Genomic DNA, 13,613 nt, shown 5'->3' with positions numbered 1-13,613 from the left:
TTCCGTTGCCACATGCACTGAAAACGCTTTCTGATACGTTTCAAATTAGTAGGTGAGATTTATCCCCGCAAGGGGCGGTCCACGGTATGGGGGTGTCGCGGACGGGGTGGTTTGGCTTGTCGGGGCATCCCCAGCGCCGTTGAGCCTCAAGGGCAACGTGCGCCCTCTGGCCGGGGCCTCCTGTATGTGCTGGACTGATGAAGCAGTGAGCACCAACCGCCGTTCCCGTCCGGTGCGGGGCCGGCACATTTCCAGCCACACTCAGCCAGCCGGGACGGACCGGCTGTTGGAAAGGATCACTCATGGCAACGTACAAGATCGGATATTTCGTAGGCAGCTTGGCGAGCGGTTCCATCAACCGGGTCCTGGCCAATGCCTTGATCAAGCTCGCGCCCGCGGAATTGGAATTCACCGAGATCCCCATCAAGGACCTCCCGCTGTACAGCTATGACTACGACGCCGACTTTCCGCCCGAGGGCCGCGCCCTTAAGGAAGCCATTGAGGCTGCGGACGGGATCCTGTTCGTCTCGCCCGAGTACAACCGGTCCATTCCCGGCGCACTGAAGAACGCCATCGACTGGGGTTCCCGGCCCTGGGGCACCAACTCATTCGCGCGCAAGCCCACGGGTATCATCGGCGCTTCGCCGGGCAGCATCGGCACGGCCGTGATGCAGTCCTCCATGCGCAGCGTCCTGAGCTTCCTGGACGCCCCGCAGTTGAATTCCCCGGAGGCCTACATCAGCTACAAGCCTGATGTCTTTGGCGCCGACGGTGAGGTCGAGGATGAAGCGACCGCGAAGTTCCTGGGCCACTTCATGGACGAATATGCGGCATTCGTGGCAAGGGTCCTCGCTGCCAACGCGCCGGGCCATATTGGCGACCTGGAGCCGGACGCGGAAAAACTCTCCCGCTAGGTTCCTCTCCCTGGACATACGGAGCCCCGCCGTCCCAGCAACGGCGGGCCTCCGGGTCTATGGGCAGGGCCGTCCTTCGCGCCTGCGGTTTGGAACCTTCGGGTCAGTCCAGCGGCAACGTGACCGTCACGCTGGTGCCCCTCCCGGGTGAGGCGCTGATGTCCACCGCGCCACCGGCCTCCTGCACGGCCACGGCCATCAGCCGCAGGCCATAACCGTGGTGCCGCCCGCACGTGGCGAGGCTGCTGTCGAAGCCTGTGCCGTCGTCGGCCACCACCAGCCTGATGCCATGGTCAACGGCCGCCAGCTGAATGGTCAGCGTGTGCGCCGCGGAGTACTTGAAGGCGTTGCTGAGGGCTTCCCGGGCGGACTGGTACAGGAGGGATGCGGAGCCTGCCGGGATCTCAATGCCCCAGTGCGGAGTATCCCAGTGGACCACGGTTCCGCGCTGCCGCAGGGGTGCCGTCAGCCGGTCAATGCAGCCGGCGAGCCCCAGCGTGTGGAAGTCGAGGGGCTGCTGGTCGGTCAGCACGCCTCCCACGGTCGTGACGTCGGTGTCCAGTGCTGCTCTGCTTGCCATGACTTCCTGCTCCCCACAAGCTGGTTGGTCTCTTGGCTCCAGCGTGGACCTGCAACGTCTAGGGATGGCAAGGTTTGCCTCAAGATCGCATCAATTCTGCGCGGTGGGGGCGCCGGTGTCCGAAGGATGAAGCAGCGCGCCCAGGGACTGCGACCCAACCCTTGAAGATTCATTACCAACTACCGGATGAAGGACGTCCCATGTCCTGTACACTGAACCCAGACGAGAGGCCGCCGCCGGGCGCGGTCGAAGGAGATGACGTGACAGTAGCATCAGCAGCGGTTCCCCCCGCAAGATTCAGCGCGCAAATCCGCTCCCACGCCCTCCAGAACAGAATCATGGAGCTCATTCTTGAGCGCGGGCTGGACGTCGGGGACGCCCTCCCTACAGAGAGCGAGCTGTCCGGCGAACTCGGCGTGGGACGAAACACCGTCCGGGAGTCCCTCAAAGTCCTTCAGGCCCTTGGTGTCATCGAAATCCGCCATGGCTTTGGCATGTTCGTTGCCCCGAACAACTTCAGCGCCCTGGTGTCGGGACTGACATTCCGCGGCCGGCTGTCCCTTCGGCACAAGGGCGAAGAAGCCATGGAGCTGATCGATGTACGCCAGGCGCTCGAGTCCGGTCTGATCGGCTCCGCCATCGATTTGCTGACGGAAGAGCACCTGTCCGATCTCCGGCGGACGATGGAGGCCATGCAGGAGGCTGCCGCGAAGGGTGAGCCCTTGGCTGAGCATGATGCGGAATTCCACCGCAAGCTCTACGCGCCGCTGAACAACGAACTCCTCATTAACCTCATGGACGTGTTTTGGCAGGTATACCGGCAGATCCATGAAGCCCTGGGCCATGGGCCGGTCAACCTTGATGAGCAGGTCCGTATCCATTGGGATATCTACGAATCCGTTGCCAGCAGGGACAAAGCCCTCGCTGCCGAGCGGCTCCAGCGACACTTTGACGGTATCCGCCAAAAGCTCAAGGACGTGGCATCCGCCTAACGGCCACGTGAGGTGGCGTTTCGGCCACCACCAGTATGTCCATGAAGGGCTGGCCCGTCCCGGCCCGGCCGCTGCATGCCCTGCTGCAGTCCAACCCCCAGAAAGAGGCCCCGCCTTGGAAATCTTCGTCGTCCCTGATGCAGCCGCCATTGGTGCTGTCGCTGCCGGGATCATTGCCGCTGTCGTCCGCAGCAAGCCGGACGCGGTCCTCGGTGTTGCCACAGGAGGCTCCCCACTGCCTGTCTACGCAGCCCTCGCCGGCCACCGGCTCGATTTGTCGCGCGTGAGGGCCTTTGCCCTTGACGAATACGTGGGGCTGCCGGCCGGGCATCCGGAAAGCTACGGCGAGGTTGTCCGTCGTGAGGTCACCGAACGCCTGGGCCTGGACCCCGGGCACGTGCGGGTGCCTGCCGGCGGTGCGGAGGACCCTGAGCGGGCAGCTGTCGAGTACGACACTTCAATCCGTGCCGCCGGCGGCATCGACCTGCAGTTGTTGGGCATTGGCCACAACGGACATATCGCCTTCAACGAGCCGGGGTCAGCGCTCGACTCCCGTACCCGTGTCGAGACGTTGGCCGCCCGTACCCGGGAGGCCAACGCCCGCTACTTTGGTTCCCTGTCGGAGGTCCCTGAGCGGTGCATCACCCAGGGCCTGGGGACCATCATGGAAGCCAGGCACCTTCTCCTGGTGGTCCACGGGCAGGACAAGGCAGCGATCCTGGCCGCGGCACTGAGTGGTCCTGTATCCGCTGAGTGCCCGGCGTCAGTCCTGCAGCGCCATCCGCATGTCACCGTGGTGGCAGACGAATCAGCAGCCTCGCAGCTTGCGCCCGAAAAGGCCGGTGTTGCAGTGCGCGTGGCTGGCCCCGCCATCAGCCTCTGACGTTCTGCCTGCGCTGTTTACGCTGTTCTGGGCCCCTGGTGTGCCGGGACATCCAGGTGGAGGTACCGGACCCGGCCACACAGCCGGCATGCGTTCTGGGCTGAACCGGTTTCCACTTGATTATTTCGGCTTATCCACCGAAACCGGCGCTAGAGTGTGCACCAGTAAACCTGTTTCCATCGTGTTTGCCGGTAATTCGAATCCCGTTGTCTAGGAAAGGTACCAAAGAGATGTCGCACGATCCGTACGCCGCCCTTCCCCAGCTTCCCGAGTTCTCCTTGACCAGCACCGACATCCAGGACGGGCAGCCGTTTCCCGTTGCCCAGGCTAGCGGGAAGATGGGAATCGACGGCGGAGAAGACAGGTCTCCACAACTGTCCTGGGAGGGCTTCCCACCGGAGACAAAGAGTTTTGCCGTGACGGTTCTGGACCCGGACGCTCCCACTGGCAGTGGGTTTTGGCATTGGGCAGCCTTCAACCTGCCTGCGTCCACCACATCGCTTCCTTCGGGTGCCGCCGAGGACGGCCTGCCCAAGCCAGCGGTGCAACTGGCGAACGATGCCGGTTTCCCGGGATTTGTCGGCGCGGCTCCGCCTGCGGGGCACGGTCCCCACCACTACCACGTCGTGGTCCACGCAGTGGATGTGGACGAACTCGACATCCCTGCCGAGGCAAGCCCCGCCTACCTGGGCTTCCAGCTTTTCAGCCATGCGATAGGACGGGCAAGGCTTACCGCCACATTCGAGGTGCCGTAAAACGCCGCATCAGTTTCCTCGAAGACTCACTGTGGCGCCAGGACTTTTCCGTGACGAATAACCAGCGCGGGATTGAAGCCGGCATCGACCACTACGACGTCGGCGCGCAGCCCGGTACGGAGACTGCCCACTTCATCTGAAAGTCCCAGGATCCGGGCAGGCACGGCGGTAGCGGACAGAACGGCCCCTGCCGCGTCCACGCCTGCGGCGATGGTCCGGCGTACTACGTCCAGCAGGGTTGCGGTTCCGCCGGCCAGGGAGCCGTTGCCGCGGAGCCGCGCCTCGCCGCTTGTGACCCGGACGGCTGCAGGTCCGAGGTCGTAGTCGCCGTCCGGCAGCCCCGTGGCGGCCATGGAATCGGTCACCAGGACCACGTTGCCTGCGCCCACCAGGGCGAACACCATGCCGACAGTCTCCGGGTCCAGGTGCACCGCATCCGCCACCAACTCGACTGCCACCGTGCCGGCTGCGGCAAGGCGGAGGCACGCCGCGACCGGGCCGGGGCTCCGGTGGTGCAGCGGAGGCATGCCGTTGAACAGATGCGTGACCGTGGGCCGCGCGCCAGTGGTGCGTCCAGCCGCCATCAGCCCTGCTGCCAGGATGAGCGAGTCCGCCGTCGTTCGCGCATCTGCGTCCGTGTGCCCCAGCGACGGAACAACGCCGTGCGCCACGAGGGCCTGCACAAGGTCGGCTGCCCCAGCCAGTTCCGGCGCGTACGTCATGGTGCGCAAGTGCCCGCCGGCCGCCCCGACCAATTCATCAAGCAATCCGAGGTTGGGCTCAAGCAGGAAGCGTGGGTCCTGGGCCCCACAACGGGCGTGCGACAGGAAAGGGCCTTCGGCGTGGATCCCGGCGACGATGCCCTCCTCGGCGAGGACGCGCAGCGTTGCCGCGCCCCGCAACAGGTCCTCCCGGGAGGCCGTGACCAGGCTTGCCAGCAGCGTGGTGGTGCCGCTCCGGTGGAGGAATTCTGCGGCAGCACGGGCGGCATCGAGTTCACCGCCGGGGAAGTCCCCGCCGGCCGCTCCGTGGCAGTGCAGATCGATCAGTCCCGGGAGGATCATGTTCCCGGAAGGCAGCGCTCGTTCAGGCAACGATGGCAGCGACGCAGTGGCAAGTCCGGTCCGCGGACCCGCATAAGCGATCCGTCCGTTTACAACCGCGACGGCGGCGTCCGGCACGGTGGTGCCATCCGTCAGGAGCGTTCCGGTGAGCAGCAGCCCGTCAGGAGCCGTCATGCCAGCGCGTCCACAAACCAGCCGGCAATGGTGGCGGGGTGGGTGATCGCCGTTCCCACCACCACGGCGAAAGCGCCGGCGTCCAAAGCCAGCCGGGCCTGGGCGGGGGAGTGGATGCGGCCCTCGGCAATCAGGGGGACACCAAAGCCGGCCGCGGCGATCTCCTCCAGCAGGTCCAGGTCCGGGCCGGAGGTTTTGGGCCGCTCACCGGTGTACCCGGCCAGCGTCGTGCCCACCAGGTTGGCCCCGGCCTCGACGGCGGCAGCTGCGTCCTGGAACGAGCCGCAGTCGGCCATGACAAGGGCGTGGGACTCTGCATGGATGCCGGCTACCGTCTGCGCCAGGGTAAGGCCGTCCGGCCGGTCCCGGCGGGTTCCATCGATTGCCACTACATGGGCCCCGGAGTTGGCCACCGCCAGGGCGTGCCGGAGCGTTGGGGTGATGAACACGCCGTCGTGCCCGTCCTTCCAGAGCCCGATGAGCGGCACCTCGACGGCGGAGCGGGTGTGTTGCACATCGGCGAGGCCTTGCACCCGGACTGCCGCTGCGCCGCCAACCACTGCTGAAGCGGCCACCTGCGCTGTGGTCCGGGGATCACGCATCGGCTCACCCGGATACGCCTGGCAGGACACGATGAGCCGTCCGCGCAGGGATTCGAGGGCTTCGGGGGTCAGGAGCATAACGGGTTCCTCTGGAAGGGTGGCGGTTGGGCGGGTACGTGTGAGGACGTTTCAGACGGGCGGAAGGAGGACCAGCCGTGCCGCGCCCACCAGAGCGGCTGCGTTGCCGAGTGTAGCCGGAAGGACGGGGAGCCCGGCCAGGGCAGGCAGGAGTTCGGCGCGGAGGGCCCGTTCCATCGGCCGCCACCAGGGGGCGCCGGCGTCGGAAAGTCCGCCCGTGACAACTACCACCTCGGGGTCCAGGATGTTGGCGAGGCCGCCCATGGCCTGCCCGGCAGCTCCGGCGCCGATTCCTACGGCCCGGATGGCGGCGGCATCGCTTCGGCCGGCGAGGGCAAAGACGGCACGGGCGTCCGTGACAGGCTCCGTGCCGCCCAGCCGCAGGTACGCCTCGCGGATGGCGGGTCCCGAGGCAACGGCCTCGACGTGCCCGGCTCCGCCGCAGACGCAGGGGATGGCGGTGCCCTCGTGGAACGCGTAGGGCGACGCGAAATGGCCCACGTGTCCTCCCGCATGGCGGTGCCCCAACAGCGGGCGTCCGCCGAGCACGAAACTGCCGCCCACGCCCGTGCCGAAGGCCACCAGGAGTGAGCTTGCGGTTCCCGCCGCGGCTCCAGCCCACGCCTCGCCAAGTGCGTGGGCGTGGACATCGTTCACCGCCCGGACGGACGACGCCGGCAGGCCCAGCCGTGTGGCCAGGCCCGCGGTGAGTGCCGTCCCGGCCCAGCCGCGGATGGCATCGGTGGCGGACACCACCACGCCGCGCCCGGCATCGATGACCCCGGCGGAACCGACGCCTACGCGCTCAACGGCGATCCCGTCGTCGGCCGCCTTCTTGATCAGTCCGGCGACAAGTTCGGCCGTGGCGTCGAGAATGGCCTCCCCGCCGTCGCGGCTCAGTGTGGGAACCGTGTCCGAAAACAGCACCTCCCCGTCGGCCGAAACCACGCCGGCAGCGGTCTTGGTACCCCCAAGGTCAACACCAACTGCATACATCATCGGGATGCCTAGACGAGGCCGTTGCGTTCGAGGATGACCTTGATCGCGGTGGTCTCTTCTTCGTTCAACGCCTGCATGGGTGCGCTCATGGTGTTGGTTTCAATGACGCCCATGATCTGCAGGGCGGTCTTGAAGGCACCCAACCCGGCCGCCCCTCCGGAGACTCGTCCGTTGGGGGTATAGACGATCTCGAAGAGGTCCGCCAGGCGGTCCTGTTCGGCCGCGGCCTTTGCCCAGTCCCCGGCTTCGGCCGCATCCACCAGCTTGCGGTAGCCTGCTGGGTCGACGTTGCCCAGGCCGGGAACTACACCCTGGGCGCCGCCCAGGAGCGCACCGTCCACCACTACCTCGTGGCCGGTGAAGATGTCGAAGTTGTCGATGTCCCGGGCTGCGAGCAGGAGCTGGCGGAAGGCAACGTCGTCACCGGAAGAGTCTTTGACGCCCGCGATGACGCCCTCGCGGCCCAGCCGAACCAGAAGATCGGTGGGCAGCTTGAAGTGGGTGCGGACCGGCACGTCGTAGGCGAAAACCGGAACGTCGACGGCAGCGTGGATGCTGCGGAAGTGGGTCTCGGTCTCATCGGCGTTGCCAATTGCGTAGTACATGGAGGTGGCCACGATGGCGTCGGCCCCGAGGTCGATCACGCGCTTGGCCTCGTCGATGACCCGGTTGGTGGTCTGCTCGTTGGCGCCCACGATCAGCGGAACTGCCTTGGCGCCGGCTGCGGCGTTGGCTTCGGCGATGGTGCTGACCACCAGGTCGCGCTCGGCGTTGGTCATGTAGGGCACCTCGGCGGAGGAACCGAGGACGAACAGCCCGGACACGCCGCCGTCGAGCAGGTGGTTGGTGAGGTTGTGCAGGGACGCGGTGTCGATGCTGCCGTCTGCGTGGCGGGGGGTGACGACGGGCGGGATGACGCCGGAGAACTGGGAAGACACGGGAAAACTCCGATAACTGGGTTGGTAGAAGAGGGGTGGGTGGTCTAGGTGTGCAGCAGGCTGGGGGCTGCGCCGAGGAGCTTGCGGGTGTAGTCGTTGGTGGGGTTGTCGAACACTTGGGCTGCGGGTCCTTCCTCCACGATTTCGCCGAAGTACATGACGCAGATCCGGTCGGAAACGTAGCGGACGGTCTGGATGTCGTGGGAGATGAACACCATGCCCAGGTCCAGCTGCGTCTTCAGGTCTGAGAGGAGGTTCAGGACCTGCGCGCGGACGGAGACGTCCAGGGCCGATGTCGGCTCGTCCGCGACGATGATATCCGGATCCAGTGCCAGGGCCCTGGCGATCGCCACGCGCTGCCGCTGCCCACCGGACACCTGCGACGGCGTCACTTCCGCCGCTGAGGCGGGCAGGCCTACCAGCGCGAGGAGTTCCCGGACCTTGGCAGCCCGGCTGGCGGCGTTGCCGATGCCGTGCACCTGCAGCGGATCGGTGAGGATGTCCTGGATGGTCATTCGCGGGTTCAGCGCGGTGGCCGGGTCCTGGAACACCACGGAAACGGAGCGGCCGAACTCCTTCCGCATGGCGGCGTTCCGCTTGATGGCGGGCTTGCCGTGGAACAGGACCTGCCCTGACGTGGGGGCCTGGAGGCCCACCAGTACCGACGCGAGGGTGGACTTGCCGCAGCCGGATTCACCCACGATGCCCACGGTTTCCCCACGGCTGATGGTGAAGTCCACGCCGTTGACGGCCTTGACGGTCCCGGGACGGAACAGCCCGCCTGTGCGGGTGCGGTGGTGGACTTTGACGTCCCTGAGTTCGATGACCGGCGAACCGGTGGATGCGCTCACTTGGCGTCCTCCTTCAGGTGGCTGGCCCAGAAGTGGTCCGAATTCCCGCCGTTTGCCGAAGCCACGGCGGTGAGGACCAGCTGCTGGTTGGGGTCGGCGTCGCTGCGCAGGGAACGTGGGGCGAACCGGTCCCCGGGGGCGAAATCGTTGGGGGAAGGGACCGTGCCGGGGATCTGGTGCAGTCGGGCGGCATCGGCCTCGATGGAGAGAACCGCGCCGAGCAGGCCGCGGGTGTATTCGTGCTTCGGGTTCCGCAGCAGCTCGGAGGCCGGGGCGGATTCCACTACCTGGCCGGCGTACATGACCGTGATGCGGTGCGCCAGGGAGGCCACCAGTGCGAGGTCGTGGCTGACGAACACCATGGCGAATCCCAGCTGCTCGCGCAGTTCGTTGAGCAGGTCCACCACCTGCTTCTGGACGGTGACGTCCAGGGCAGTGGTGGGCTCATCCGCCACCACGATCTTGGGTGAACGGGACAAGGCCATGGCGATCAGCACGCGCTGCCGCTGCCCGCCGGACAACTCGTGGGGGTAGCTGGCCAGGGTGCGGACGGGATCGAGCTTGACCATTTCCAGCAGTTCGGCGGGGGTCTTCCGGCCGCCGCGGCGGGTCAGCTGCAGCATCTGGTCCTTGATCTTCATGGACGGGTTCAGCGAGCTGAGCGCGTCCTGGTAGACCATGGCGATCTGCTCGCCGCGCAGGCCCTGGTAGGCCTTGGCGTTGCTGTGGCTGGCGTCCGGGTCCAGCAGTTCCTTGCCGTCGAAACGGATGGAACCGGTGATCCGGGCCGTCTTCGGCAGCAGCCCCATGACAGCCAGCGACGTGATGGACTTCCCGCAACCGGATTCGCCCACCAGGCCCATGGTTTCGCCTTCGCGGACAGTGAAGGAGACGTCGTCCACGATGGCGGTCTCGCCAAACCGGCCGGGGAACCGGATGGAGAGGTTCTTGACCTCGAGGACGGTCCGGGCGTCCGCGGAGACCTGGGGGAGCCGGTCCGTGCGGGTGGCCTCGACGGCGGCGAGCAGTTCCAGCTCACGGTCCAGCAGGGCGTGCGGGTTGGCCGCCGCCACGCGGCGGTCGGTCAGGAGGGCGGAATGGGCCAGCTCGCGCTCGCCCGCATTCGCAGCTGTTGCCTCGCGGACGCCGTCGAGTTCGTGCTGTTCCACGACCGACGGCTGGGCGACTGAGGTAGCCACTTCCGTGTCCACCGCGGAGCCGGTGACGGCGGCGCCGGCCACCGAAGCGGCAGCACCGTCGTCGTCCTTCACCGCCGGCGCGCGCCGCAGCCGGGGGTTGACCATGGCGTCAGTGAGTCCCTCAGCGAGGATGTTCAGCGCCAGGACGGTGAGGAGGATGGTGAGGCCGGCGAAGGTGGTGGCCCACCAGCCGCCGGACAGCACGAGGTTGCGGCCATAGGAGATCACGTTGCCCCAGGACGGGGCGGGATCCTGGACGCCGGCGCCCAGGAAGGACAAAGAGGCCTCGAGGATGATGGCGTCCGCCACCATCACCGTGGCGAACACCAGGACGGGGGCCGCGGTGTTGCGCACGATGTGCTTGACCAGGATGTAGAACCGGCCGGCGCCGATGACCCGTTCGGCACGGACATAGTCCTCGCCGTACTGGGACAGCACGTTGGCGCGGACCACCCGGGCGAGCTGCGGGGTGTAGATGATGGCGATGGCAATGATGATGGTGGGCACCGAGTTGCCGAAGGCCGCCAGCAGCACCGCGGCCAGGGCGATGCCGGGGAAGGCCATCAGGATGTCCATCAGGCGCATGAGAAGTTCGTTGACGGCCTTGCTGGAGGTGGCCGCCAGTGACCCCAGGAGGGCACCCGCCAGGACTGCCAGGCCTACGGCGCCGAGGCCGATCATGAGCGATGACTGCGATCCGAAGAGCAGGCGGGAGAAGATGTCGCGGCCCAGCCGGTCGGTGCCAAAGAAGTGCTCGGCGCCCGGGGGAGTGGCGGGCATGAAGGTTTCCAGCGGATCGTGCGGTGCCAGGACCGGGGCGAAGACGGCGGCGAGGGCGATCACCACCAGGAAGGCGAGGGCCAGCCGGGAGCCCCAGGGCAGGGCCTTGAGGCGGAGGCCGGGGGCGCTCAGACGTTCAGCGAGTTTGCTGCGCATGGGTCACACGGTCCTGATTCGGGGGTTGATGAGCAGGTAGAGCAGGTCCACGGCGATATTCACCAGGACGAAGGTGACGGAGATGGTCAGGACCACGCCCTGCACCAGGTTTACGTCCAGGTTGGTGATGCCGTTGAGGATCAGCTGTCCCATGCCGGGCAAGGCGAAGATCATTTCAATCACGACGGCGCCGCCCAGCAGGTAGCCGATCCGCAGTCCCAGCACGGTCACCGGAGTGACCAGGGCGTTGCGGAGCACGTTCTTGGAGACCACCTCGCGGTACGGCACACCGTTGCCGATGGCCGTGCGGACGTAGTCCCGGTCCAGCTCTTCCACCATGGAGGTGCGGACCACCCGGATGAGGGACGCAGAGACCGGGATGCCGAGGGCCAGGGCGGGCAGTGCCATGGAGTTCAGCCACCCGCCGAAGCCGGACTCCGGGGTGGCAATGCCGCCGGACGGGAACATCGCTGCCGGTCCCAGTGCGAACCACTGGATCAGCAGGATGCCCAGCCAGAACGACGGCGTTGCCACCGCGGCGATCGAGAAGACACGGACCAGCTGGTCCTGCCATTTATCCCGGTACAAGGCGCCGATGATGCCGAACACCAAGGAGACCACAACGGCGATGATGACGCCCAGGAAGGTCAGCTGCAGCGTCAAGGGGAACGCCGAGCCGATCATGCTCGCCACGGATTTGGCCGGGGGCGTGGTGACGCCCAGGTCAAACTGGAGGAGCTTGCCCAGGAACCGCACATACTGCAGCAGCAGCGGATCGTTAAGGCCGTTCGCCTGGCGGTACTGTTCCTTGGCTTCCTCGCTGGCACCCTCGCCCAGGGCGCTGCTTGCCTGGTCTCCGGGGGCTGCCTGCAGGACCAGGAACACCAGCAGGGTGATGCCCAGGACCATCAGCGGCAGGGCTGCGAGCCGTCGGCCCAGCAGTCGCAATATGGTGCTCAATGTAGTCTCCGGTGGGTAGGGCTAGGCGGTGCGGCCCACACCAACGAAGGACACTCCGGTGGTGGGAAGGGGCTTGAAGCCGCTCAGTTTCTTTGCATCCCAGGCGCTGGGAAGCTGGCGGTGGAACAGGGGATACAGCGGAACCTCTTCGGACACCAGGTCCACGATCTGGCCGGTCAGCTTCTTGGCGTCTTCCTTGGTGGCCTGGCCCGCCTTGGACATCAGGTCCACCAGCTGGGCGCGCTCCGGGGTTGCACCCCAGAAGGCGCGGTTCTTCATCCAGGTGTCGCCGGCGTAGAACCAGCTCAGCAGCAGGTCCGCGTCGTTGCCGAACACCGAGGGATCACCCGGTGCGGCAACAACTGTGTAGTCGCCCTTGGCCACGCGGTCCGTGTAAAGGGCGCCGGACTGCAGGTTCTTGAGGGTGACCTTGACGCCGGGGATCTTATTCCAGGATTCGAGCATCAGGGGCGCCACGTCCTTGACCCAGGCCGTGTCCGTGGTGAGCAGTTCGAACTCCAGGTTGGTGACGCCGGCTTCCTTGAGGAGGTCCGCTGCCTTCTGGGCGTCATAGCCGTACACATTCTTGGCCTTGACGTAATCCGGGTGGCCTTCCTGGAAGTAGGAGCTGGCCGGCTTGGCATTGCCAAACAGGGCTTTCTTGATGATGGAGTCCTTGTCCAGGCCGTAGTGCAGGGCCTGGCGGACCTTCTTGTTGTTGAAGGGCGCAGCGTTGCAGTTGAACATCATGAACAGCAGGCCGAAGGACTGCACCGATTCAACGGTGGCTGCGGACTTCAGGCCCTGCATGTCCAGGTAGGGGACGTCCTCAATGGCCTGGACGCGGCCTGACTGCATGGCGGTGACACGGGCGGCGGCATCGGAGAGCAGCAGCCAGGTCATGCCCTTAGCCAGTGCCGGCATGGGTCCGTTGTAGGCCTGGTTGGCCTCGAAGACGATCTTGTCGTCTTTGACTGCGGAGATCAGCTTGTAGGGTCCGGTGCCCACGGGCTTGGCGTCGAAGGACTTCAGCTGGTCCGAGCCCGCCGGGAAGTTGGTCAGTGCCTTGGGTACCACCTTCACCACGGAGATGCGCGGACCGAAGCCTGGGAAGGCGTACTTAAGGGTGAACTCCACGGTCTTGGCGTCGAGCGCCTTGACCTCCTGGATGAACGGAATGAACTGCGAGAACAGCGACTTGTTGGCCGGGTCCATTACCCGGGTGAAGGAGAACACCACGTCCTCGGCGGTAACGGGGGAGCCGTTGTGGAACACCGCGCCGTCCCTGATGGCCACCTGGTAGGTAGTGGCATTTACCATCTTGGGATCGGAAGCGGCAAGGGCGTTGTAGGGCTCCCGTGTGGCTGGGTGCAGCTCGATCAGGCCCTCAAAGACGTGCAGGTTCGCGGCCATGGGGGTTGCGCCGGAGGACGAGATGGGGTCGAAGCCGGTGGAGAGGGCGTAGGAGATCCCGGCCTCGATGATGAGGTCCTTATTGATCGGCGCCGTGTTTTCAGCTGCCCCCGTGGTGGTCGCGGCGGGTCCGCCGCACGCGGCCAGGGAGCTGGCGAAGGCTGCGGCCAGGCCCATGGCCCCGCCGAGCTTCAGGAAGTTCCGGCGACTGGCGTCATTGACCAGCGGCAGGTTCTTGATGTTGTTCATGTGCCTCACCGTTCAGAAGGATGTTT

General features: G+C 66.3%; 13 protein-coding genes. 4 read left to right on the top strand and 9 right to left on the bottom strand.

Features of this window, described 5'->3' with window-relative positions; all coding sequences use genetic code 11:
• Positions 1-302: 302 nt before the first annotated feature.
• The gene (locus tag NIBR502770_RS15640) at positions 303-914 is read left to right on the top strand and encodes an NADPH-dependent FMN reductase (RefSeq protein ID WP_141182547.1); all 612 of its coding nucleotides are present in this window, start codon (positions 303-305) and stop codon (positions 912-914) included.
• Between the two features lie 103 nt (positions 915-1,017).
• Here the strand turns inward: NIBR502770_RS15640 and NIBR502770_RS15635 are convergent, their stop codons facing one another.
• On the bottom strand, positions 1,018-1,494 hold the full coding sequence (locus NIBR502770_RS15635; protein WP_141182546.1) for a sensor histidine kinase: 477 nt from the start codon (positions 1,492-1,494) through the stop codon (positions 1,018-1,020).
• Positions 1,495-1,754: 260 nt separating this feature from the next.
• Here NIBR502770_RS15635 and NIBR502770_RS15630 point away from each other — a divergent pair, with 260 nt between their 5' ends.
• The 3 genes from NIBR502770_RS15630 (at position 1,755) to NIBR502770_RS15620 (ending at position 4,124) form a co-directional block, all read left to right on the top strand.
• Positions 1,755-2,486, top strand: coding sequence for a FadR/GntR family transcriptional regulator (locus NIBR502770_RS15630; protein ID WP_141159220.1), 732 nt, complete (start codon positions 1,755-1,757; stop codon positions 2,484-2,486).
• Positions 2,487-2,601: 115 nt separating this feature from the next.
• The gene (locus tag NIBR502770_RS15625; protein ID WP_141182545.1) at positions 2,602-3,369 is read left to right on the top strand and encodes a glucosamine-6-phosphate deaminase; all 768 of its coding nucleotides are present in this window, start codon (positions 2,602-2,604) and stop codon (positions 3,367-3,369) included.
• Between the two features lie 230 nt (positions 3,370-3,599).
• On the top strand, positions 3,600-4,124 hold the full coding sequence (locus NIBR502770_RS15620) for a YbhB/YbcL family Raf kinase inhibitor-like protein (protein ID WP_141182544.1): 525 nt from the start codon (positions 3,600-3,602) through the stop codon (positions 4,122-4,124).
• A gap of 26 nt (positions 4,125-4,150) precedes the next feature.
• Here the strand turns inward: NIBR502770_RS15620 and NIBR502770_RS15615 are convergent, their stop codons facing one another.
• Genes NIBR502770_RS15615 through NIBR502770_RS15580 form a run of 8 tightly spaced genes read right to left on the bottom strand, consistent with a single transcriptional unit; the run spans position 4,151 to position 13,587 of the window.
• Positions 4,151-5,362: an N-acetylglucosamine-6-phosphate deacetylase gene (locus NIBR502770_RS15615; RefSeq protein WP_141182543.1), complete on the bottom strand. Its 1,212-nt coding sequence runs from the start codon at positions 5,360-5,362 to the stop codon at positions 4,151-4,153.
• The gene (locus tag NIBR502770_RS15610) at positions 5,359-6,042 is read right to left on the bottom strand and encodes an N-acetylmannosamine-6-phosphate 2-epimerase (RefSeq protein WP_141182542.1); all 684 of its coding nucleotides are present in this window, start codon (positions 6,040-6,042) and stop codon (positions 5,359-5,361) included. The genes NIBR502770_RS15615 and NIBR502770_RS15610 overlap by 4 nt, the downstream gene beginning before the upstream one ends.
• 51 nt (positions 6,043-6,093) lie before the next feature.
• Entirely contained in the window at positions 6,094-7,041 is a 948-nt protein-coding gene (locus NIBR502770_RS15605) for an ROK family protein (RefSeq protein WP_141182541.1), read from the bottom strand.
• An 8-nt stretch (positions 7,042-7,049) separates the two neighbouring features.
• Positions 7,050-7,979 (bottom strand): dihydrodipicolinate synthase family protein, encoded by a 930-nt coding sequence (locus tag NIBR502770_RS15600; protein WP_141159226.1) that lies wholly within the window; start codon positions 7,977-7,979, stop codon positions 7,050-7,052.
• 44 nt (positions 7,980-8,023) lie between these two features.
• Positions 8,024-8,830: an ATP-binding cassette domain-containing protein gene (locus NIBR502770_RS15595; RefSeq protein ID WP_141159227.1), complete on the bottom strand. Its 807-nt coding sequence runs from the start codon at positions 8,828-8,830 to the stop codon at positions 8,024-8,026.
• A complete protein-coding gene (locus NIBR502770_RS15590; RefSeq protein ID WP_141182540.1) occupies positions 8,827-10,965 on the bottom strand; it encodes a dipeptide/oligopeptide/nickel ABC transporter permease/ATP-binding protein in 2,139 nt (712 codons plus the stop codon). Before NIBR502770_RS15590 ends, NIBR502770_RS15595 begins: the two co-directional genes overlap by 4 nt.
• 3 nt (positions 10,966-10,968) lie before the next feature.
• Positions 10,969-11,925, bottom strand: coding sequence for an ABC transporter permease (locus NIBR502770_RS15585; RefSeq protein WP_141159229.1), 957 nt, complete (start codon positions 11,923-11,925; stop codon positions 10,969-10,971).
• 21 nt (positions 11,926-11,946) lie between these two features.
• Positions 11,947-13,587, bottom strand: a complete 1,641-nt coding sequence (locus NIBR502770_RS15580) for an ABC transporter substrate-binding protein (protein ID WP_141182539.1) — start codon at positions 13,585-13,587, stop codon at positions 11,947-11,949.
• Positions 13,588-13,613 lie beyond the last annotated feature (26 nt).

Source organism: Pseudarthrobacter sp. NIBRBAC000502770, assembly GCF_006517815.1.
In the GTDB taxonomy this organism is placed as follows: domain Bacteria; phylum Actinomycetota; class Actinomycetes; order Actinomycetales; family Micrococcaceae; genus Arthrobacter; species Arthrobacter niigatensis.
This window is presented reverse-complemented; position numbering and strand designations above follow the sequence as displayed.

Bases quoted from the DNA above. Each gene is read 5' to 3' on its own strand.
- NIBR502770_RS15640 (WP_141182547.1), top strand. From the start codon at position 303: ATGGCAACGTACAAGATCGGATATTTCGTAGGCAGCTTGGCGAGCGGT.
- NIBR502770_RS15635 (WP_141182546.1), bottom strand. From the start codon at position 1,494: ATGGCAAGCAGAGCAGCACTGGACACCGACGTCACGACCGTGGGAGGC.
- NIBR502770_RS15620 (WP_141182544.1), top strand. From the start codon at position 3,600: ATGTCGCACGATCCGTACGCCGCCCTTCCCCAGCTTCCCGAGTTCTCC.
- NIBR502770_RS15615 (WP_141182543.1), bottom strand. From the start codon at position 5,362: ATGACGGCTCCTGACGGGCTGCTGCTCACCGGAACGCTCCTGACGGAT.
- NIBR502770_RS15610 (WP_141182542.1), bottom strand. From the start codon at position 6,042: ATGCTCCTGACCCCCGAAGCCCTCGAATCCCTGCGCGGACGGCTCATC.
- NIBR502770_RS15605 (WP_141182541.1), bottom strand. From the start codon at position 7,041: ATGATGTATGCAGTTGGTGTTGACCTTGGGGGTACCAAGACCGCTGCC.
- NIBR502770_RS15590 (WP_141182540.1), bottom strand. From the start codon at position 10,965: ATGCGCAGCAAACTCGCTGAACGTCTGAGCGCCCCCGGCCTCCGCCTC.
- NIBR502770_RS15580 (WP_141182539.1), bottom strand. From the start codon at position 13,587: ATGAACAACATCAAGAACCTGCCGCTGGTCAATGACGCCAGTCGCCGG.